We start from the raw sequence: 20,037 nt of genomic DNA, 5'->3' as shown, positions 1-20,037 counted from the left end.
CATCACTTGGTCAGTCCCTTCCGGACGAGCCAATCCTGGACGACCTGCGCCACCTCGAGATTGTTCTTGTCCATCATCAGCATATGGGAATTGCCCTTGATGCCGATGCTGGGGAGGTTGACGACATCGACTGAGCCGCCCGCCGCCCTGATCTTGTCGCCGAACTCGGTGCCGTTCTTGCGGATCGTCGGCCAGCGCGCATCCTGTTCGATGTAATCGCCATAGATCATCAGGACGGGGATGTTCTTCAAAACATCGGCCTTGGCGGGGTCTCCGAGGCCTGCCGGTTCCACCGCGATCAGGGCCTTGATCTTGTCGGGCCGGGCCTGGGCAACCTTGAAGCCGAACTGGCCGGCCTGGCTGTGGAACACGATCACACAGGGGCAGATCTTGTCGACTTCGGCCAGATAGGCGTCGATGATCATCTGGTCCGTCGACGTCCAGCGCGGCACGATCTGCTTGACGAAATTGTCGTAGCCATCGGGCGGGAACTGGCTGCCGGCCAGGAATGTCCGCTTGGCCGGGTCTTTATCATAGGTATTTGCGCCAGCGCCGATACGGAAGCGCTCGAACGGGTTCGCGGTGGTCACGAAGACCGGCTCGCCGGGGATGACGTCGGGATACATGGCCCAGCCGGCACGGCCGCGCTCGACGGCATCGGAATTATAGACGGCCCAGCCCTTGCGCAGGAAGTATTCGAGCCAGCCTTGCCGTCCATCCGGCGTGCTCTCCCAGTTCACGCCGGTCATGCMACCGCCATGCCAGAACAGCAGCGTCGCTGCACCGCGCTCGTTCTGCGGCAGGAAATACTGCACATACATCTGGCCGGTCTGGTAAGTGCCGTTGGGGTCGACCTTGGCCGGTACCCCGCCAGGGGTGAAGGTGACCTCCTTCACGGGACGGCCCGAGATCTCGACCAACTTGCCGCCGACATGGAACGAGCCCATGCCGCGAAGCGCGAGGGGCTCCTCGGCCCGTGCAGCCCATGCTGCGGCAACCATGAAAGCAGCAACCGCGAACGCGCGAATGACCATGCCTTGTTTCTCCCTGCCGATGTTCTTGTGATTGGCAGGTGACGTTAGGGAGCTGTCGAGGCGAATACAACGATGCCCGGCAGCCGGCGGCTTGCATCGCCGACGGGATGAACTCCTCGGCCGACACGCAGAGGCGAACGAAGCGGCATGCCCTTGCCGTGCTCTTGGGCGCTCTCGTTCACGCGGCCCGGTCCTGGTCGCCGGAACAGCTCCGCCCTGCGACGCCCAGCTCGCGCATACGTAACCGTCAACGGCTTTATGGTCTTTGCTGCGGTGCGGGTGTATAGCGCCGGGATCACACTGCCTTTCCGTGGGGAGGGGTGGGCGTGAGATGTTATCATCAGGAGCAAGTGAGATGTCCGAGCGGTGGACGCCCGAGAGCTGGAGGGCAAAGCCCGTCCAGCAGATGCCGGAATATCCGGACCAGGCAGCCTTGAAGGCGGTTGAGCAGCAGCTCGCCGGCTTTCCGCCGCTCGTTTTTGCAGGCGAGGCGCGCAAGCTCAAACGGGCGTTGAGCAAGGTTGCCGCCGGTGAGGCCTTCCTCCTCCAGGGCGGCGACTGCGCCGAGAGCTTCGCCGAGCATTCGGCCGATAATATCCGCGACTTCTTCCGCCTGTTCCTGCAGATGGCGGTCGTCCTGACCTTTGCCGGCGGCTCGCCGGTGGTGAAGGTCGGCCGCGTCGCTGGCCAGTTCGCCAAGCCGCGCTCGACCCCGACCGAGACGATCGGTGGCGTCGAGCTGCCGAGCTACAAGGGCGATATCATCAACGACAACGAGTTCACGGCAGAATCCCGGATTCCGGATCCGCGCCGTCAGCTCGAGGCCTATCGCCAGTCGGCGGCGACGCTGAACCTGATCCGCGCCTTCGCCACCGGCGGTTATGCCAATCTCGACAATGCGCATCGCTGGATGCTCGGCTTCGTCAAGGACAGTCCGCAGTCGGGCCGCTACCAGGAGGTGGCGGGGCGCATCACCGAGGCGCTCGATTTCATGCGCGCCATCGGCATCGATCCTGAGACGCATCCCGAGATGCGGAGCACGGATTTCTACACCAGCCACGAGGCGTTGCTGCTCGGCTACGAGCAGGCGATGACCCGCGTCGATTCCACCTCCGGCGACTGGTACGACACCTCCGGCCATATGGTCTGGATCGGTGACCGCACCCGCCAGCTCGACCATGCCCATGTCGAGTTCTTCCGTGGCATCCGCAATCCGATCGGCCTGAAATGCGGCCCGTCCCTGACCCCGGACAACCTGATGAGGCTGATCGACACGCTCGATCCGCAGAACCAGGCCGGACGCCTGACGCTGATCGCACGCTTCGGCGCCGACAAGGTCTTCGACCATCTGCCGGCCCTGGTACGCGCCACCAAGCGGGAAGGGCGCAATGTCGTCTGGTCCTGTGATCCGATGCACGGCAACACGGTGAAGGCTGCGAGCGGCTACAAGACGCGGCCCTTCGACCTGATCCTGAGCGAGGTGAAGAACTTCTTCGCCGTGCACCAGGCCGAAGGCACCTATGCCGGCGGCCTGCACCTGGAAATGACCGGCAAGAACGTCACGGAATGCACGGGTGGTGCACGCGGCATGACCGACGCCGACCTGAACGACCGCTACCACACCTTCTGCGACCCGCGCCTCAATGCGGAGCAGGCGCTGGAGATGGCGTTCCTGGTTGCAGAACTGGTCAAGCGCGAGCGCTCGGGCCGGGCCCGGCCCGAGGCCGAGGCAGCGGAATAAGCAGGCGTCACCCTGGCAGAAACAAGAAAGCCGCGGCGTGAGCCGCGGCTTTTCCTATTAGTCCGGGTCTTCAGATCAGAATTTTACGCCCGCGGCGACGCGGGCCGTGTTGACCGTCGTCGTTGTCCCTTCGACGTCCGCGAAGCGGATCAACTGGTATTCGCCGCGCAGGAAGAGGTTGTCGGTCAAGGCCATGTCAACGCCGGCGCCGACCGCGAGGCCGTAGCCATAGACGTTCTTCTTGGTGGCCCCGACTGTGAGCGGGTAGCCAACCGCCATGCCGGAGTTGATGGCGCCGGTGACAGGATTCGCCTGGGTGATGAAGTTTGTCGCTGTGATCGTCGATGCGGTGTCGAAGCGACCKACGGCGCCACCGAATGTCGCGAAGGGCATGATGCGGCCATAGGCCCAACCCATGCGAATGCGCGCCGTCGCGTAGTCGTTCAGAACCGCTCCCTGGCGGGTCGTCATGGACCAGTCATTTACCGTGCCGTTCGAGGTGATCGTCCGGCGCGCAATGAAGTCGTTGATGCCGTAGCTCTGGTCGGAGCGGGTATAGTCGGCCTCGATGCCGAGTACGGCATCGCCAAAGGCAATGTTATAGCCGGCCATGCCAAAATACGTTGCGCCGCTGTCCCTCTTCGACGGCAGGTTGTTGACGAACGAGCCCATATTGCTCTCGGCGCCAAGCAACGTGTTCCGGAAGGCGAAATTGGCCAGGTTCTGCAGGCCGGTTCCGGGCTCGAATTTCGTCTCCGAGACCCCGGCGCCGCCGCCCAGATAGAAGCCCGTCCAGTTGACCCCGCCCGAGAAATACTCCGATGGCGGCGGTGGTGCATCTTCGATCTGCGAGCCGCGCAACACCGGATAGTCGGCCGAAGCCGCCGGCATGGCGGCCACGGACAGTCCGAGCGCGGCAAGGCCCAGGGCCGGCGCAATGGAGCGGATACGCATCGTGGTCTCCCCGAGCAGGGGCCGCAACCCGGCCTTTGTCGCACTGCTCTGGGCGGTATTGATGCATTGGTAACCCTAATGCGGCGTTAACGTGCTCATCTCTGTCGGGCCCTGTTTGTTTGGCGTTTCGCGCCGGAGTTTTCAGATCGGCTATAGAAAGTTTGCAGTCCTTGTTCTCTCCGCATTCCGTTCCAGACCGCGGCTTGCGCGCCGAAGCCTCTTGGTCGATGTGCTTGGTGTAGCGCTCGACCATTCCAATCGACATGCCGAACAGGGCGGCAAGTCACTCATGCCATCGTCTGTGACGACCGGGACGAGGGCTATGTGATGCCGTTCCACCTGTCTCCGAAGCCCACCGGGGCGTCTACTCACTCCGTAAGTGCGGCGCTGAAGGAAAGCCAAACTGACGGCCGGCTGACAAATTGGCCCCAGGGCGCCACCTGACATCCACGATGGCGCCCGATCTCATCGAGCCTAGGCCTTCTGGCACTCGTCGCGAAACTTCTTCCTGGCCTTCCCGTGAAGCCCCTTCTGATCGGCTTGTACAGAGCACGCCTTTGACTTGGCGGTCCTGTCGGAGGAGGTCGCCGTAGCCTTCTTGGCAGGCGCCGCGGGTGCCGGGGAGGTCATGGCCGGCTTTGTATCCGGACCCATCTGTACGGGTGTTTGCGCAAACCCGTATCCCGTCATCATCGCGAGCGCGGCAACCGGCAGCAGATAGTGCGAGAGGTTCATGGCAACGTCCGTCATCAACCCGGATGATCGGTTCCAGGCAGTCGCCGGGTCGGCTGTCGGATGGCGAATGATCGCGCTGCCCGACTTGAATGGCTACTGAACAGCTGGCTGGCCACGTCTTCGACCTGTGGCATTTTCAGTCTCGCTCCGGCGGGGCGTTTCTTTGAGGTGAGACAGTGAACCCGAGCAGGCCCATTCACGGTAGCCGCTGCGGGTGCCGTACGGGACGCTCTTGGCGCCGATCTCGGCACAGGTCACCAGATATTCCGCGCCGCGATGCGGAGCCAGGATTTTGAGCACGGCAATCCGTTTGGCGGTCAGTTGAGGCGCGCGCCTGCTCATGGCGCCACCTCGCGGAGGGGTGAACAGGGCGAGAGGGAGTTTTCAGCGTGCCGCGCGATTCCGCTTTCGTACGCGGCTGTTCCGGCGACCGAGGGAAGCGGAGGCAAGCAAGATTAAGCGCTTGGCTGGATCGATGCCGATGCGGCGTTAACGCAGGTTGCGTTTTGCGCACCGTCGGGAAGACATCGGCCCGAAAGGGCGGCGCGATTCCCGGCTGCCTGCGAGGGAGGGCGCATGATCCGCCACATCGTATTTTTCACGGCGCAGCGGCGCGAGGATGTCGAGACGATCCGCCTGTCTCTGTCCCGGCTCGGCGATATCCCGCATTCGCTCGCCTTCGAGGTCGTGGCCAATGCCAAGCTCGATCCGCTGGGCAATGACATCGATGTCGTCGTCTACGGCGAATTTGCCGATGAGGCGGCGCTGGCGGCCTACAAGGCCCATCCGATCTATGACGAAACGACACGCCGCGTGCGTCCGCTGCGCGAGCTGCGCTATTCCGCCGATTTCCGTTCGACCTTGCGTTGATCGAAGGGCCGATCACGCACAAATGCAGGTCGGGGCAGGGCGCGCGCCCGTTGCTGGCCCTGCCGCCGCGCGGTAAAGCCGAAGCATGACAGCGACCTCGTTCCGCCTGGCTCTGGCCCAGCTCAATCCCATCGTCGGCGATGTAGCCGGCAATGCCGACATGGTGCGCGTTGCGCGGCGCGACGCTGCAACTGCCGGCGCCGATCTCGTGATGTTCACGGAACTCTTCCTGTCGGCCTATCCGCCGGAAGATCTGGTGCTGAAGCCCGCCTTCCAGGATGCCTGTCGCAGGGCTTGCGAGGATCTGGCGCGCGAGACCGCCGATGGTGGTCCAGCTCTGCTCGTCGGGTTGCCCTGGCTCGAGGACGGCAAGCTCTACAACGCCTACGCGCTGCTCGACGCCGGGATGATCCAGTCGGTGCGCTTCAAGGTCGACCTGCCGAATTACGGTGTATTCGACGAGAAACGCGTCTTCGAACCCGGCCCGCTGCCCGGTCCTGTCGTCTTCCGCAACCATATCCGCCTTGGCCTGCCGGTCTGCGAGGATATCTGGGGCGAGGAGGTCGTGGAGTGCATCGCCGAGACCGGCGGCGAGATCCTGCTTGTTCCCAATGGCTCGCCCTATCGGCGCGGCGTCACCGAGGAACGCCTGAATGTCGCGGTCGCTCGCGTCGTCGAGGCCGGGTTGCCGATGGTCTATCTGAACCAGCTCGGCGGCCAGGACGAGCTCGTCTTCGAGGGCGCCTCCTTCGTGCTGAATGCGGACAAGACCTTTGCTCACCAGCTCCCGGCGTTTCGCGAAGTGCTGCGCCTGACCGATTGGGTGCGCGAGAACGGGTCCTGGCGCTGCCTGCCGGGCGAGATCACGCCGATCGAGAGCAGCGACGAGGCTGATTACGCGGCTTGCGTGCTGGGCCTGCGCGACTATGTCGAGAAGAACCGCTTTCCCGGCGTGGTGCTTGGCCTCTCCGGCGGCATCGATTCCGCGATCTGCGCGGCGATGGCGGTCGATGCGCTCGGCGCCGACAAGGTCCGCTGCGTGATGATGCCCTATCGCTTCACCTCGCAGGAGAGCCTGGACGATGCGAAGCGCTGCGCCGATGCGCTCGGCGTCCGCTACGAGATCGTGCCGATTGCCGAGCCGGTCGAGGGCTTCGAAGCGGCGCTCGCCGGCCTCTTCGCCGGAACCAATCGCGGCGTCACCGAGGAGAACCTGCAGAGCCGCGTGCGCGGCACGCTGCTGATGTCGATCTCGAACAAGTTCGGGCCGATGGTGGTGACCACCGGCAACAAATCCGAGATGTCATGCGGCTATGCCACGCTCTATGGCGACATGAATGGCGGCTACAACCCGATCAAGGACCTCTACAAGACCGAGGTCTTTCGCATGTCGGCGCTGCGCAACCGCTGGAAGCCCGCCGGTGCGCTCGGACCGGACGGCGAGGTCATTCCGCACAATATCATCGTCAAGCCGCCGACGGCCGAGCTGCGCGAGAACCAGAAGGACGAGGATTCGCTGCCGCCCTATGACGTGCTGGACGATATCCTGGCCTGCCTGATCGAGCATGAGATGCGTCTCGCCGACATCGTCGCCCGTGGCCACGATCTCGAGACGGTCAAGAAGGTCGAACGCCTGCTCTATCTCGCCGAGTACAAGCGCCGACAGGCCGCGCCCGGCGTGAAGGTGACGCGCAAGAATTTCGGCCGCGACCGGCGCTACCCGATCGTCAATCGCTTCCGCGATCCCGGCGAACCCGCGCATCGGCCGGACGCCGCGCTGGTCAAGGGCGTCGGCAAGGCCGGGGGCGAGAGCTTCGATTTCTGAGCCGATTGTCGGCCTCGCGCAAAGGCGTCATAAGCCTCGTCATGACAACGCCACTCGTTCGCTTCGCGCCGTCGCCGACCGGCTATCTCCATATCGGCAATGCCCGTCCGGCGCTGTTCAACTGGCTCTATGCCCGCCGCAATGGCGGGCGTTTCCTGCTGCGCTACGACGATACCGATCTTGCGCGCTCGAAGCCCGAATTCGCGGATGCGATTTCAGGGGATCTCGGCTGGCTCGGCATCGAGCCCGATCTCGTCATTCGCCAGTCGGAGCGGCTCCCGATCTATGATGCGGCAGCCGACAGGCTGCGTGCTGCCGGGCGGCTTTACCCCTGCTTCGAGACCGCCGACGAACTGGATCGCCGCCGCAAGCGCCAGCTCGCTCGCGGCCTGCCGCCGATCTACGACCGCGCTGCGCTGAAGCTCACGGCCGAGCAGCGGGCGGCGCTTGAGGCGGAAGGACGCAAGCCGCATTGGCGCTTCCTGCTCGAGGCCCGTGAGGTCGCCTGGGACGATCTCGTGCGCGGCGCATCGCATGTCGACTGCGCCTCGCTCTCCGATCCGGTGCTGGTGCGCGAGGATGGCAGCTATCTCTACACGCTGCCTTCGGTCGTCGACGATATCGAGACCGGCGTCACCCATGTCATTCGCGGCGAGGACCATGTCACCAACACGGCGGTCCAGATCCAGATCTTCGAGGCGCTGGGCGCTGGCCTTCCGGCATTCGGCCACCACAACCTGCTGACCACGGCGAGTGGGGAGGGGCTGTCGAAGCGGCTCGGCCATCTCTCGCTGCGCGGCCTGCGCGAGTCCGGGGTGGAGGCGCTCGCCGTCGCGGCATTGGCCGTCCTGGTCGGCTCCTCCGACGCCGTCAGGCCGGTCGCGAGCCTGGATGAGCTCGCGGATCTCGTCGACCTCGCCCATGTCTCGCGCGCACCGGCCAAGTTCGATGAGCATGAGCTTGAAGCCCTGAGCGCGCGCACGCTGCATCAGCTGCCGTTCGACGCGGTGTCGCACCGGTTGCAGGAGCTTGGGATCGCGGCCGGCGAGCCCTTCTGGCTGGCGGTGCGCGGCAATCTCGCGAAGCTTGCCGAGGTGCAGGCCTGGTGGCAGGTCGTTCGCGGCCCGATCACGCCCGTGATCACCGATGCCGGCTTTGCGGCGAGCGCAGCCGCACTGCTCCCGGCCGAGCCCTTCGATATGACAACCTGGAAGAGCTGGACACAGGCCGTCGGCGCGGCGACCGGCACCAAGGGCAAGGGGCTCTTCATGCCGCTTCGCCAGGCGCTGACCGGCCTCGAGCACGGGCCGGAGCTGGCTGCACTGCTGCCGCTCATCGGCCGTGACAAAGCGCTGAAGCGGCTCGGGGGCGAGGCGGCCTGAAGGCTTCGCATCGTCCCGGATCAGCGCGGCTTGCGCTACGTGTCCGGGACGACATCGGTCCAGCGGGCAATGGCGCCGTGGATCACTCGTGCCGGTGCATCGCCGATTCATGTTTGGTGTCGCGCATGGTCGCGTAGACCAGCAGCGACAGGAAGATCACGCCCGCCAGGTAGTAGAAGAACCACTGCTCGTGGCCCTGCTGCTTGAAGAACAGCGCGATCGCAGGCGCCGTGCCGCCAAAGATCGAGACCGTCACGGCGTAGGGCACGGCGATGCCTGTGGCGCGGATCGCGGTCGGGAACAATTCGGCCTTCACCACGGCGTTGATCGAGGTATAGCCGGCGACGAAGATCCAGGCTCCGGAGATCAGCAGGAACGCCATCCAGGGCGACTTGGTCTGGGACAGCATCGTCAGGATCGGCACCGTCAGCAGCGAGCCGGCAACGCCGAAGAAGATCAGCAGCGGCTTGCGGCCGATCCTGTCCGAGATGGCGCCATAGATCGGCTGCAGGATTGAGGCGAAGATCAGCGAACCGGCGATGACATAGGTCGTCGTGATGTCGGACAGGCCGACGGTCTGCTTCACGAAGGTCTGCATATAGGTGGTGAAGGTATAGAAGGCCGCGGTGCCGCCGGCCGTCAGGCCGACCACGATCGCAACCTCGCGCGGGTATTTCAGCAGCCCGCGCAGCGAGCTTTCGCGCTTCTTCGTCTTGCTGGCTTCGACGAAGGATTCCGTCTCATGCATGTGGCGGCGCATGAACATCGCGGTGATCGCGAGCAGGGCTCCGATCACGAAAGGAATGCGCCAGCCCCAGGCGACGAGCTGTTCATGGGTCAGGAACACGTTCTGGAGCAGCAGCAGTACCACGATGGCGGTCAGCTGGCCGCCGATCAGCGTGACGTACTGAAAGCTCGAATAGAACCCGCGATGGTTCGGGTCGGCGATCTCGGTGAGATAGGTCGCGCTTGCCCCGTACTCGCCGCCGAGGCTCAGGCCTTCGATGATCCGCGCGAGAGCGAGCAGCGCGGGCGCTGCAAATCCGATTGTCGCATAGGTCGGCGTCAGCGCGATGATCAGCGAGCCGAAACACATCATCAGCACCGAGATCGTCAGCGAAAGCCGGCGGCCATAGCGGTCGGCGATGTGACCGAACAGCCATCCGCCGATCGGGCGGACGATGAAGCCGGCGGCAAACAGCGTCGCGGCGTTGAGCTGCTGGACGACCGGATCGTGCGACGGGAAAAAATGCGGCGCGAAATAGAGTGCGAAGGCCGTGTAGGCGTAGAAATCATACCATTCGACGAGATTGCCGACCGAGCCCATGAAGATCGCCTTCAGGCGACGACGGGTATCGGCCAGATCCATTCCGGTATGCGTGTTGGCGGTTGTCTCTGACATGGGACGCCTCTGCTGGGCTCTGCCAAGGAGGCCGTCAGAGTAGGATTGCGCGCTGGAAGAGCAATCCTGACGAAATCTGGCGCGTATCCAGGCCGGCCGGGGTGGTCTTGCCTGTATATGCGCCTGTCGGCGTCATGCGTCCAGCGCTTGATCTGCGGGGTATTTAAGCGCCGCTCTCCGCTCTGGCGCATGACGCAGCCTTCGCCGCCGACGCACGAGGCGCCGTTGCGGCGGCGCTGCCGGCGTCAGGGCCGCGCGACTGCGGGGCCCAGATTGGGTGCGAGGTTGGGCGCAACGATCCTGACCGTGCGCCGCTCGCCGGTGACGCTGCGGCTTTCCTTCTTCACGCCGTCGCCTTGCTGCACGACCTTCTCGGGCTCGACGCTCTGCGGACCCATGCCGGCCGACTCCGTGCCCGAAGTCGGCGAATTCTCGGACGGCATCGGCTTGTCGTCGGCATCAGACAGGATCGGCTGTTGTTGAGCCGGCGCGGGTGTCGCGGTCCTGCGCTTGGGATCGGGCTTGGGCCGCGACAGCTCGGCTGCGCGCTGTTCGGTGACGATGACGTCGCCCTTGCGCTTGTCGAGAAGCTCCTCGGCATTGCGCAGCGCCTGGGACCAGCTTTGGCCCGGCGCCCGGCAGGTGCAGGCGGAATCGAAGCTTCGAATGTATTTTCCGGCGTTCGCCAGCGACGAATAGGGCGTCCCGCTAGCACGGGCGACAGCATTCTGAATGTCGCCGCCGGTGCTCATGCCGAAGGCCAGCGTCTCCGTCCCCGGGCAGAGCGCCTGGCACATTTCATCCTGGCCGTCGCGGCCGCCGGGGCTGTTGGCGAGCGGGAAGAAATAGCCGTCGCAGGTCCGGACGCAGACCGTATTGGGGCCGCCCTGGCGGGGCTTCTCCGAATCGAGCGGCTGCATGTCCGGATCGAGTTCGGGCATGGTCGAATCGATCTCACCGCGGCGAGGCTCGATGCCGAAGATCGTCTCGAAGAAGCCGCGCTGCTGCCCGCCCCCCCGGCAATTGGTCTCGATCGCTGCGGCGAGCTGCATGCGGCGCTGCTCGGCAGCTCCGCCCTGTGCCTGGCGCTGGAGTGCCGTGTACTGGGACTGCAATTGGTTGATCTGTGCCTGCAGGCCGCCGCATTGCGGGGGCGCCTGCGCACCGAAGAAGAGGAATCCGCCACGTTCGCAGCCCATCGCGCGGAACTGGCTGACGCTTTGCGAGAGCTGGGCGCCGACGCGCTGCGCCTGCTGCGCGGCGCGCGGATCGCCGCCGCGCTGGCCCTGCAGGCTCGCGAGTTCGCTGCGCCAGGCATTGCACGCGGGCKACTGCGCCAGCGCCGCTCCACCCATCGCCGAGAAGGCCAGCAGCATCGCGCCGAGGCGCCGGGTTAGTCGTAGTCTCATCGCCGGTCGGGCCATATTACCTGCTTGTTCGATCCGCCCCGGAAACCGGGCAATCGCTTTGCGGGAGTTTCACCTGCCAAACGCGACGGAACTAAGGACGGGTCCTGCGATGGCGCGGCGCGGATTCGGGCGGACGGCCATGGCGAGGCCCGGCATGCCATATTTGGCGGCAAGCGGCAATTCAGCCTTCGCTTTCGTGATAGCCGCCGGCGAGATGGCGGCCCCGTTCGGTGAGAATCGAAAGCACGCGTTCGAACACGCGCAGCTCCTCTGCCGGAAGTCCCTCGGTCCAGCGCGCCTGGAAGGCGAGCGCCAGGGGCACGATCTCGGCATAGGTTCGGGAGCCGCGGGGGGTAAGGCTGATGAAGGCCTCGCGCCGGTCCTCGCGATTCTCGCTGCGCGACGTCAGGCCGCGCTTCTCGAGCTCGCTGACGGCGCGCGAAACCTTGGTCTTGTGCATCTGGGACAGCTCGCCGATGTCGCGCGAAGTCAGCTTTCCGAATTCGCCGAGCTGCGCGATCACACGCCATTCGGGAATGCCTATGCCGAAGCGCTCGCTATAGATTCGTCCGAGCGCGCGGCTGGCGAAATGGCCGACGACGTTCAGCCGATAGGGCAGGAACTGCTCCAGCCGCAAGGTCGTTTCGTCGCCGGGTGGGGGAGGCTCGGGCTGCGTTGACATTAGTTTCATCTGTAACTAGCTGAGGTCGGGGCGGGACGCCCGCTCCGATCTTTCCGGAACCTGCGTTCTTGTCAAAGCGGTCCGGCAGCGGAAGGGGAAATGCTCATGAATGTCCAGGCACAGATTCATACAGCCCCGCTGCGCCAGGCCGCGACCGGCACGCGCTACATGTCGGGATTCGGCAATAGTTTCGAGACCGAGGCGCTGCCCGGCGCCTTGCCGGTCGGCCGCAATTCGCCGCAGAGGCCCGCCTATGGCCTCTATGCCGAGCAGCTATCCGGCTCGCCCTTCACCGCGCCGCGCTCCTCGAACGAGCGGTCCTGGCTCTACCGCATCCGGCCCAGCGTCAAGCATGGCGGGCGCTGGAAGAAGGTCGACAAGGGGCTGATCCGCAGTGCGCCCTGCCGCGACGAGGCCGAGCTGCCGATCGGACAGCTGCGCTGGAGCCCGATTCCGATGCCATCGGAGTCGCTGACCTTCCTCACCGGGCTGCGCACGCTGACGACCGCTGGCGATGCCGAGACCCAGGCCGGCATGGCCGCCCATATGGTTTTCGTCACGGCCTCGATGGAACGCGAATACGTCTTCTGCGCCGATGGCGAATTGCTCATCGTGGCGCAGGAGGGGGCGTTGCGCTTCTGCACCGAATTCGGCGTGATCGAGATCGAGCCCGGCGAGATCTGCATCATTCCGCGCGGCGTCGTCTTCCGCTGCGAGCTGATGGGCGGACCGGCCCGCGCCTATGTCTGCGAAAACTATGGCGGCTCCTTCACCTTGCCGGATCGCGGCCCGATCGGCGCGAATTGCCTGGCCAATCCGCGCGATTTCCTGACTCCCATCGCGGCCTATGAAGACGATGAGACGCCGTCGACGCTCTATGCGAAATGGGGCGGGGAACTCTTCTCCACGCCGATCGGCCAGTCGCCGCTCGATGTCGTGGCCTGGCACGGCAATTACGCGCCCTACAAATACGACCTGCGCCATTATTCGCCGGTCGGGGCGATCTCCTTCGACCATCCCGACCCGTCGATCTTCACGGTCCTGACCGCGCCCTCGGAGACACCCGGCACTGCGAATATCGACTTCGTGATCTTCCCCGAGCGCTGGCTGGTCGCGGAGAACACGTTCCGCCCGCCCTGGTATCATCGCAATATCATGTCCGAGTTCATGGGGCTGATCTACGGCGTCTATGACGCCAAGCCGGAGGGCTTCACGCCTGGCGGCTTCAGCCTCCACAACATGATGCTGCCGCATGGCCCGGACGCGCAGGCGTTCGAACATGCAAGCACGGTCGAGCTCAAGCCCGTGAAGCTGACCGGGACCATGGCCTTCATGTTCGAGACCCGCTTCCCCCAGCGCGTCACCGGCTACGCCGCGAGCCTGCCCGCCCGGCAGCCGGACTACAGCGCCTGCTGGGAGGGCCTGAAGAAGCGTTTCGATCCGACGAGGCGCGAGGCCTGGTAGCGTTCCGATCCTTGCAAGGCACTTGCGGAGCCCGAATGCTTGTCGCTCAATGCGCTCCCGAACTTCGCAAGGAGCGCGCCTTGGCGATACCCGCGAAAGCACCGGTTCGGCTGAGCGGCGGCAGGAGCCCGCGCGCCCGGACGTCGCGCAATGCGGTGCCCAGCGGTCCGGCATTGATGCGGCTCTGGGCCCAGCACTGGCTCGCAGTTTGTCGCGAGATGCCGTTGCAGGGGCGGCGGTTACTCGACCGCCTGGAGAGCGACCCCGCCAAGGGTGTTCATGATTTCCGCCGACTGATGAAGGCGTGGCGTTCCCTGCTGAAGCTCTCGCCGGCTGCACTGGAGGAGGAGACGGCGCTGCTCCGGGCCGGCATCAAGCGCCTGCGCCAGACCTTCACCGCGACCCGCGAAGCTGCGGTCGTCGCGCGGACCTTGCAGGAGCTGCTGCCCAGCGAACGCGGCAAGCTGGTCGAGCCTCCGCCTGACCCGATGCCGCTGCCGGAAACCGTTGCGGCGATGCAAACGGAGCTCGACCGTCTCGCTGCCAGGATGGAGGAGTGGTCGGTGGCTGGCGAGCGCGGGGGCTTCCTGCTCGCCGGGTTCCGGCGCAGCTACCGCAAGGCCAGACGCGCGGCGCGCCGTGATCCGCGCCGGATGAGCCTGAAGCGCCTGCACGCCTGGCGCACCCGCATCATCGATCTCGGCTATCAGCTCAGCTTCTTCCAGCCTGCCGATCCCGGTCACTACAAGGAGCAGATCGAGGCGGTCGAGCGTTTGCGCACACATCTCGGTGCGGTCGTCGATCTTGATTTGACAGAGCGGCAACTGGCGGAAACCGCCACGACCAGATCCCTGAGGAACGTCAGGAAGAAACTCCGCCGGCGCGCCGGCAAGCAGCGTGGCAAGGCGGCGGGGATGGTCGAGCCCGTGCTCGACACGCGCCCGAAAGCGGTCTGCGCCCACCTGGCCGAGGCGATGGTGGCGCATGCGCCGCGCCGGATCAAACTTGTCTGACCCGGCGCCATCTATTGGTCCCGGTGGCGCCTCAGCGCGACCGCAGACGGTTCATGAACGAGTCGTACGACAGCTCTGCCACCTGCCACCAGAGCAGGTTCTCGCCGCGGAAAGCGACCATCGAGTCGTAGCCCTTCTTGAACAACTCACTCTTGGCGGAGGTCTCGGCGTAGTACTCGTCCGCCGCCTTGAGAGCCGCTTCCATGATCGGCATCGGGAAGGCCTTGAGCTGTGCGCCCTGCTGGACCAGCCGGCGCAGGCCACCCGGGTTCACCGCATCGTACTTGGCCAGCATCCAGTTATTGGCAGCCTCGCAGGCGTGATGGACGATCGCCTGGTAGTGCTTCGGCAGCTTGTTCCAGGCCTCCTGGCCAACGACGAGATGCAGCATGGCGCCGCCCTCCCACCAGCCGGGATAGTAGTAGTATTTGGCGACGCGCACGAAGCCGAGCTTCTCGTCATCATAGGGGCCGACGAATTCTGCGGCGTCGATCGTGCCGCGCTCCAGCGCCGGGTAGACGTCGCCGCCTGCGATCTGCGTGGGCACCACGCCGAGCTTGGCCAGCACGGCCCCGCCCATGCCGCCGATACGGAACTTCAGGCCCTTGAGATCATCGAGCGAGGTCAGTTCCTTGCGGAAGAAGCCGCCCATCTGGCAGCCGGAATTGCCGCAGGGGATCGAATAGGCATTGAATTTGGCCAGCGCCGAATTGATGATCTCCTCGCCGCCGCCGAAGAACCACCAGGAATGCTGCTGACGCGCGTTGAGTCCGAACGGGATGCCGGTGCCGAGCCCGAGTGCCGGCTCCTTGCCGATATAGAAATAGGTCGGCGTATGCGCGCATTCGACCGTGCCGGAGGTGACCGCGTCGAGGGCCTGCAGGCCCGGCACTATCTCGCCGGCGGAGAAGGTCTGGACCTGGAATTTGCCGTCGGTCGCGTCCGACATGTATTTCGCGAACTGCTGGGCCGTGCCGTAGATCGTGTCGAGCGCCTTCGGGAAGCTCGAGGTCAGGCGCCACTTCACCTCAGGTTGCGACTGCGCGATCGCCGGCATCGCGACCGGCGTCGCAGCCGCTGCCAGCGCACCGGTTTTCAAAAAGTCGCGGCGTTTCATAAGCTGAACTCCCAGAGGTTTGTTGCGCGCAATCTCGCGTGTTCGTCACGGATTGGAAAGAGATGAAACTCGCTTCCCTCATGCACGGTCGTGATGGCCGCCTTGTCGTGGTTTCCAAAGACCTGACGCGCGCCACGGACGCTTTTCCCGTGGTCGCGACCATGCAGGCCGCGCTCGACGACTGGGGGCGCCATGCGCCGCGCCTGGCCGATCTAGCAGAAGGATTGGAGCATGGCTCCGTCCCATCCTTCCGTTTCCACGAGCATGATTGCGCAGCCCCCTTGCCACGCGCCTATCAATGGCTCGACGGCTCGGCCTATGTGAACCATGTCGCGCTCGTCAGGAAGGCGAGGGGCGCGGAGATGCCCGAGAGTTTCTGGAGCGACCCTCTGATGTATCAGGGCGGATCCGACGCCCTGCTGGGGCCGCGCCAGCCGATCCGGACCCGCAACGAGGAGGACGGCATCGATTTCGAGGCCGAGATCGCCGTCATCACCGGCGACGTGCCGATGGGGGTCTCTGCGGAAGCGGCGCATGGCCATGTCCGCCTCGTGATGCTCGTCAATGACGTCAGCCTGCGCAACCTGATTCCGGACGAACTGGCGAAGGGCTTTGGCTTTCTCCAGTCGAAGCCGCCGACGGCCTTCTCGCCGGTGGCCGCGACACCGGATGAACTGGGCGAGGCATGGCAGGGCGGAAAGCTGCATCTGCCGTTGCTGTCGCTGCTCAACGGCCAGCCCTTCGGACAGCCGAATGCCGGCATCGACATGACCTTCGATTTCGGCACGCTGATCGCTCATGCCGCGCGAACGCGCCCGCTTTCGGCCGGAACGATCATCGGCTCCGGCACGGTCTCGAACCGCGACGACGAAGGTGGCCCGGGGCGCCCGATCGCGCTGGGAGGCGTCGGCTACGCCTGTATCGCCGAGCAGCGCATGGTCGAGATCATCAAGTCGGGCACCGCGGCAACGCCTTTCCTGCGCTTCGGCGATACGGTTCGTATCGAGATGAAGGACGGGGATGGTTCTTCCATTTTCGGTGCGATCGAACAGGACGTGCTGCCCCATGTCGACTGACAAGCCCGCCTTCGCCTCCAGTGCCGATCTCGGTGAGAAGACCGTTTCCTTCGATGAGATCGGCCGGGGCATCTACGCCTATACCGCCGAGGGCGACCCCAATACCGGGGTCGTCGTCGGTGACGAGAGCGTGCTCGTCTTCGATGCGCAGGCGACGCCGAAGATGGCGGAAACCGTGATCGAACGCGTCCGCAGGATCACCGACAAGCCGATCAGCCATGTCGTGCTCTCGCATTACCACGCGGTCCGCGTGCTGGGAGCGCCAGCCTACAGCGCCCGCGAGATCGTCGCCTCCGATGTCGCCCGCGAGATGATCGTGGAACGCGGCGAGCAGGACAAGGCGAGCGAGATCGGCCGGTTTCCGCGGCTCTTCCAGGGCGCGGATTCGATCCGCCCGGGCCTGACCTGGCCGACCATGACCTTTTCCGACACCGCCTCGATCTGGCTGGGCAAGCGCGAGGTCAGGCTGATGAAGCTCGGGCGCGGTCATACCGCAGGCGACATCGTCGCCTGGATTCCCGATGCCGAGGTCTCCTTCGCGGGGGATCTCGTCGAATATGGTGCGACGCCCTATTGCGGCGATGCCCATTTCGAGGACTGGCCGACGACGCTCGACCATTTGTCGGCCCTCGGCTCGGTCGCGATGGTGCCTGGCCGGGGCGCTGCGCTGACCGATGCGGCGATGGTCGCCGATGGCATCAGCGGCACGCGCGCCTTTCTCAGCGACCTCTATGACGCCGTGAAGCAGAACGCCGGCGCGGGCCGCTCGCTCCGCGAGACCTTCGAGCGTGTCCATGCCGTTTTGAAGCCAGGCTATGGCGACTGGGTGATCTTCGAGCATTGCCTGCCCTTCAATGTTTCGCGTGCCTATGACGAGGCCAACGGGCTCGATCATCCCCGCATCTGGACCGACGAGCGCGATCGCCAGATGTGGCTCGACCTGCGAGGGTAGGGCGGTGTCGCTCGTCGCCTATCTGCGCAAGGCGGCCCGCAACAATGGCTGGGCCAATGACCGGCTGCTGCGCGCCTGCGCCGAACTGGACGACGAGGCATTCAGGGCCACGCGAACGAGCTTCTTCCCCTCGCTCCACGAGACCTTGAACCACAATCTCTCGGTCGATCAGTTCTATCTCGACGCCCTGGAGCAGGGCGGGCGCGGGCTCGCCGTCTTCGATACCTTCCGGCCGCTCGACGCGGCCGCGCTCCTCATCGTGCAGGGGCAGACCGATCGCCGCCTGATCGCCTTCTGCGATGCGTTGAGCGAGGCAGAGCTGGCACGGCAGGTCGAGACCGATCGCGGCGATGACGGCAAGGTGCCCGAGCGGATCGACGATCTGCTCGCGCATCTCTTCCAGCATCAGATCCATCATCGCGGCCAGGCCCACGCCATGCTCGCCGGCACGACGGTCGCGCCGCCGCAGCTCGATGAGTATTTCCTCGCTTTCGATGCCGGCCGGCGTGCCTCGGATCTGCGGGGGCTCGGGATCGAGGGGCCGGAGGCGATCGGATGACGACGGAGCTGCGCCGTTTCGCCTATCGCCGCAGCCCTGACCAGGATGCACGCGAACCGGCCCATCATCCGGTTGTCATCATTGGCGCCGGCCCGGTMGGGCTGACGCTCGCGCTCGATCTGGCGCGCCGTGCCGTTCCCGTCGTGCTGATCGATGATTCCGATCGCATCGGCGAGGGCTCGCGCGCGATCTGTTTTGCCAAGCGTACGCTCGAGATCTTCGACAGGCTCGGCCTCGCGGAAGGCATGGTCGCGAAAGGCGTCACCTGGCAGCGGGGCAGGGTCTTTCGCGGGCAGGAGCAGCTCTATGAGTTCGATCTATTGCCCGAGCCTGGCCACAAGCAGCCGGCCTTCATCAACCTGCAGCAATATTACGTCGAAGCGGCGTTGGCCGACGCTGCGGCTGCGGAGGCGCTGATCGATCTGCGCTGGTCGAACCGTCTCACCGGCATCCAGCCTCGTAGCGACGGCGCGCTCCTGACCATCGCGACGCCGGATGGGCCCTACCAGTTCGATGCCGGCTGGGTGGTCGCCTGCGACGGAGCGCGATCGCCGACGCGCGCGCTGCTTGGCCTGGAGTTTCGCGGTGAGGCCTTCGAGGACAAGTTCCTCATCGCAGACGTGAAGATGCGGGCGGAATTCCCCACCGAGCGTTGGTTCTGGTTCGCGCCGCCCTTCCATTCCGGACAGTCGGCCCTGCTGCACAAGCAGCCGGACGATGTCTGGCGCATCGATCTGCAACTCGATCGCGACGCCGACCCCGAGCATGAACGACAGCCCGAGATCGTGCGGCCGCGCATCCGGCAGATGCTCGGCCATGACGATTTCGCGCTGGAATGGGTCTCGGTCTACCGCTTCCAGTGCCGCAGGCTCGCGCGCTTCGTTCATGGTCTGGTGGTCTTCGCCGGCGATGCGGCGCATCAGGTCTCGCCCTTCGGCGCGCGCGGCGCCAATTCCGGCATCCAGGATGCCGACAATCTCGGCTGGAAACTGGCATTGGTCGTGAAAGGGCAGAGTCCCGCTTCTCTGATCGACAGCTATGACAGGGAGCGTGTCGAAGCAGCGCAGGAGAATATCCTGCATTCGACCCGCGCCACGGATTTCATCGCGCCGCGCTCGCCAGGCGAGCGGGTCTTGCGCGATGCGGCCCTTGCCCTGGCCGGCAAGGCCGGCTTCGCCCGGGGCTTCGTCAATTCCGGGCGTCTCTCGCAGCCGACGACCTATCTGGCGTCGCCGCTTTCGACGCCTGGCCCGGATTGGCAGGGGGGGCTCGCGGCGGGCACCTCCTTCCACGACGCTGCGCTGCCATCCACAGCCGGCGGGCGGCGCTGGCTGAGCGAGACGCTGGCCGAGGGCCGGCCGGTCATCATCGCCTGCGGGGTGGCGGCCGAGGGCATGACGCCTGCCGCCGCCTTGTGGGTCGACGTTCCCGCCAGAGATGGGGGAGACGAGCCCCTGGCGCGACGTTACGGATTGACGCCGGGCGATGCCGTCGTGCTGCGTCCTGACGGCCATGTCGCGGCGCGGTTTCGCCAGGCGACACCTGTGCAACTGGCGGCCGCGATCGAGAGGCTGGAAGGGCGCGCCGCAGCATGAGCAGCGAACTTGTCACGGAACCGAATCTCTCCGATCCCGACGCGGCGTTCCGGATGATCGCGGAGGCGCATCGCGATCTCTCCGAGGCCGAGAGCGTGGCGCTCAATGCAAGGCTCGTCCTGATCTTCGTCAATCATATCGGTGACGTGGAGATCCTGCGTCAGGCCTTGGCGCTGGCGCGCGAGGCGCGGTAACGTCGCATTTCCTCTGCCGGAGCCTTGGCCGCG

General features: G+C 65.4%; 19 protein-coding genes. 11 read left to right on the top strand and 8 right to left on the bottom strand.

The genetic code is table 11. The features are described 5' to 3' along the window. Positions 1–2: 2 nt before the first annotated feature. Complete coding sequence (locus AC1DIO_RS23330) at positions 3–1,034, bottom strand: alpha/beta hydrolase (RefSeq protein WP_476854138.1); 1,032 nt, start codon at positions 1,032–1,034, stop codon at positions 3–5. A gap of 355 nt (positions 1,035–1,389) precedes the next feature. Between AC1DIO_RS23330 and AC1DIO_RS23325 the strand changes: the two genes are divergently transcribed. Further along, entirely contained in the window at positions 1,390–2,775 is a 1,386-nt protein-coding gene (locus tag AC1DIO_RS23325) for a class II 3-deoxy-7-phosphoheptulonate synthase (protein WP_113512887.1), read from the top strand. Between the two features lie 75 nt (positions 2,776–2,850). On the opposite strand, the gene AC1DIO_RS23320 is transcribed toward AC1DIO_RS23325, so the two are convergent. The 3 genes from AC1DIO_RS23320 to AC1DIO_RS23310 all read right to left on the bottom strand — a co-directional run bounded on the left by AC1DIO_RS23320 (position 2,851) and on the right by AC1DIO_RS23310 (position 4,806). Continuing rightward, on the bottom strand, positions 2,851–3,729 hold the full coding sequence (locus tag AC1DIO_RS23320) for an outer membrane protein (RefSeq protein WP_441493093.1): 879 nt from the start codon (positions 3,727–3,729) through the stop codon (positions 2,851–2,853). Positions 3,730–4,203: 474 nt separating this feature from the next. Next, complete coding sequence (locus AC1DIO_RS23315; protein WP_441493092.1) at positions 4,204–4,464, bottom strand: PsiF family protein; 261 nt, start codon at positions 4,462–4,464, stop codon at positions 4,204–4,206. 93 nt (positions 4,465–4,557) lie between these two features. Continuing rightward, complete coding sequence (locus AC1DIO_RS23310; RefSeq protein ID WP_441507914.1) at positions 4,558–4,806, bottom strand: F0F1 ATP synthase subunit epsilon; 249 nt, start codon at positions 4,804–4,806, stop codon at positions 4,558–4,560. 234 nt (positions 4,807–5,040) lie between these two features. Between AC1DIO_RS23310 and AC1DIO_RS23305 the strand changes: the two genes are divergently transcribed. From AC1DIO_RS23305 to gltX, 3 genes are all read left to right on the top strand, one after another. Further along, a complete protein-coding gene (locus AC1DIO_RS23305) occupies positions 5,041–5,334 on the top strand; it encodes a Dabb family protein (protein ID WP_441493091.1) in 294 nt (97 codons plus the stop codon). Positions 5,335–5,419: 85 nt separating this feature from the next. Next, positions 5,420–7,159, top strand: a complete 1,740-nt coding sequence (locus AC1DIO_RS23300) for an NAD+ synthase (RefSeq protein ID WP_441493090.1) — start codon at positions 5,420–5,422, stop codon at positions 7,157–7,159. 41 nt (positions 7,160–7,200) lie between these two features. Beyond that, entirely contained in the window at positions 7,201–8,541 is a 1,341-nt protein-coding gene (gene gltX / locus AC1DIO_RS23295) for a glutamate--tRNA ligase (RefSeq protein WP_441493089.1), read from the top strand. Between the two features lie 82 nt (positions 8,542–8,623). On the opposite strand, the gene AC1DIO_RS23290 is transcribed toward gltX, so the two are convergent. The 3 genes from AC1DIO_RS23290 to AC1DIO_RS23280 all read right to left on the bottom strand — a co-directional run bounded on the left by AC1DIO_RS23290 (position 8,624) and on the right by AC1DIO_RS23280 (position 12,034). Beyond that, entirely contained in the window at positions 8,624–9,943 is a 1,320-nt protein-coding gene (locus tag AC1DIO_RS23290; RefSeq protein WP_441493088.1) for an MFS transporter, read from the bottom strand. 245 nt (positions 9,944–10,188) lie between these two features. Further along, positions 10,189–11,352, bottom strand: a complete 1,164-nt coding sequence (locus AC1DIO_RS23285) for a DUF2865 domain-containing protein (protein ID WP_476854137.1) — start codon at positions 11,350–11,352, stop codon at positions 10,189–10,191. A gap of 181 nt (positions 11,353–11,533) precedes the next feature. Continuing rightward, positions 11,534–12,034: a MarR family winged helix-turn-helix transcriptional regulator gene (locus AC1DIO_RS23280; RefSeq protein WP_441507912.1), complete on the bottom strand. Its 501-nt coding sequence runs from the start codon at positions 12,032–12,034 to the stop codon at positions 11,534–11,536. 105 nt (positions 12,035–12,139) lie between these two features. Here AC1DIO_RS23280 and hmgA point away from each other — a divergent pair, with 105 nt between their 5' ends. Continuing rightward, complete coding sequence (gene hmgA, locus AC1DIO_RS23275; RefSeq protein WP_441507911.1) at positions 12,140–13,498, top strand: homogentisate 1,2-dioxygenase; 1,359 nt, start codon at positions 12,140–12,142, stop codon at positions 13,496–13,498. 80 nt (positions 13,499–13,578) lie between these two features. Continuing rightward, a complete protein-coding gene (locus AC1DIO_RS23270) occupies positions 13,579–14,511 on the top strand; it encodes a CHAD domain-containing protein (RefSeq protein WP_441507910.1) in 933 nt (310 codons plus the stop codon). 31 nt (positions 14,512–14,542) lie between these two features. On the opposite strand, the gene AC1DIO_RS23265 is transcribed toward AC1DIO_RS23270, so the two are convergent. Next, positions 14,543–15,628 carry a TRAP transporter substrate-binding protein gene (locus tag AC1DIO_RS23265; RefSeq protein ID WP_441493083.1) on the bottom strand — a complete coding sequence of 362 codons (1,086 nt, stop codon included), beginning with the start codon at positions 15,626–15,628 and terminating at the stop codon, positions 14,543–14,545. Positions 15,629–15,690: 62 nt separating this feature from the next. Between AC1DIO_RS23265 and AC1DIO_RS23260 the strand changes: the two genes are divergently transcribed. The 5 genes from AC1DIO_RS23260 to AC1DIO_RS23240 are packed head-to-tail and all read left to right on the top strand — an operon-like array spanning position 15,691 to position 20,004. Continuing rightward, positions 15,691–16,704: a fumarylacetoacetate hydrolase family protein gene (locus AC1DIO_RS23260; protein ID WP_441507909.1), complete on the top strand. Its 1,014-nt coding sequence runs from the start codon at positions 15,691–15,693 to the stop codon at positions 16,702–16,704. Beyond that, complete coding sequence (locus AC1DIO_RS23255; RefSeq protein WP_441507908.1) at positions 16,694–17,656, top strand: MBL fold metallo-hydrolase; 963 nt, start codon at positions 16,694–16,696, stop codon at positions 17,654–17,656. The genes AC1DIO_RS23260 and AC1DIO_RS23255 overlap by 11 nt, the downstream gene beginning before the upstream one ends. Before the next feature lie 4 nt (positions 17,657–17,660). Next, entirely contained in the window at positions 17,661–18,215 is a 555-nt protein-coding gene (locus tag AC1DIO_RS23250) for a DinB family protein (protein ID WP_441493080.1), read from the top strand. Continuing rightward, positions 18,212–19,810 (top strand): FAD-dependent oxidoreductase, encoded by a 1,599-nt coding sequence (locus AC1DIO_RS23245; RefSeq protein ID WP_441507907.1) that lies wholly within the window; start codon positions 18,212–18,214, stop codon positions 19,808–19,810. Before AC1DIO_RS23250 ends, AC1DIO_RS23245 begins: the two co-directional genes overlap by 4 nt. Further along, positions 19,807–20,004 (top strand): DUF2783 domain-containing protein, encoded by a 198-nt coding sequence (locus tag AC1DIO_RS23240; protein ID WP_441507906.1) that lies wholly within the window; start codon positions 19,807–19,809, stop codon positions 20,002–20,004. The genes AC1DIO_RS23245 and AC1DIO_RS23240 overlap by 4 nt, the downstream gene beginning before the upstream one ends. Positions 20,005–20,037: the final 33 nt, after the last annotated feature.

The organism is Allobosea sp. 05T439, from assembly GCF_056396005.1.
The sequence above is the reverse complement of the archived record's forward strand: the minus strand, read 5'-3'. Positions and strand labels throughout refer to the sequence as shown.

Excerpts from the sequence above, each read along its gene's own strand:
- AC1DIO_RS23260 (WP_441507909.1), top strand. The coding sequence starts at position 15,691 with ATGAAACTCGCTTCCCTCATGCACGGTCGTGATGGCCGCCTTGTCGTG.
- AC1DIO_RS23310 (WP_441507914.1), bottom strand. The coding sequence starts at position 4,806 with ATGAGCAGGCGCGCGCCTCAACTGACCGCCAAACGGATTGCCGTGCTC.
- AC1DIO_RS23315 (WP_441493092.1), bottom strand. The coding sequence starts at position 4,464 with ATGAACCTCTCGCACTATCTGCTGCCGGTTGCCGCGCTCGCGATGATG.
- AC1DIO_RS23325 (WP_113512887.1), top strand. The coding sequence starts at position 1,390 with ATGTCCGAGCGGTGGACGCCCGAGAGCTGGAGGGCAAAGCCCGTCCAG.
- hmgA (WP_441507911.1), top strand. The coding sequence starts at position 12,140 with ATGAATGTCCAGGCACAGATTCATACAGCCCCGCTGCGCCAGGCCGCG.
- AC1DIO_RS23255 (WP_441507908.1), top strand. The coding sequence starts at position 16,694 with ATGTCGACTGACAAGCCCGCCTTCGCCTCCAGTGCCGATCTCGGTGAG.
- AC1DIO_RS23265 (WP_441493083.1), bottom strand. The coding sequence starts at position 15,628 with ATGAAACGCCGCGACTTTTTGAAAACCGGTGCGCTGGCAGCGGCTGCG.
- gltX (WP_441493089.1), top strand. The coding sequence starts at position 7,201 with ATGACAACGCCACTCGTTCGCTTCGCGCCGTCGCCGACCGGCTATCTC.
- AC1DIO_RS23280 (WP_441507912.1), bottom strand. The coding sequence starts at position 12,034 with ATGTCAACGCAGCCCGAGCCTCCCCCACCCGGCGACGAAACGACCTTG.
- AC1DIO_RS23290 (WP_441493088.1), bottom strand. The coding sequence starts at position 9,943 with ATGTCAGAGACAACCGCCAACACGCATACCGGAATGGATCTGGCCGAT.
- AC1DIO_RS23305 (WP_441493091.1), top strand. The coding sequence starts at position 5,041 with ATGATCCGCCACATCGTATTTTTCACGGCGCAGCGGCGCGAGGATGTC.
- AC1DIO_RS23300 (WP_441493090.1), top strand. The coding sequence starts at position 5,420 with ATGACAGCGACCTCGTTCCGCCTGGCTCTGGCCCAGCTCAATCCCATC.
- AC1DIO_RS23240 (WP_441507906.1), top strand. The coding sequence starts at position 19,807 with ATGAGCAGCGAACTTGTCACGGAACCGAATCTCTCCGATCCCGACGCG.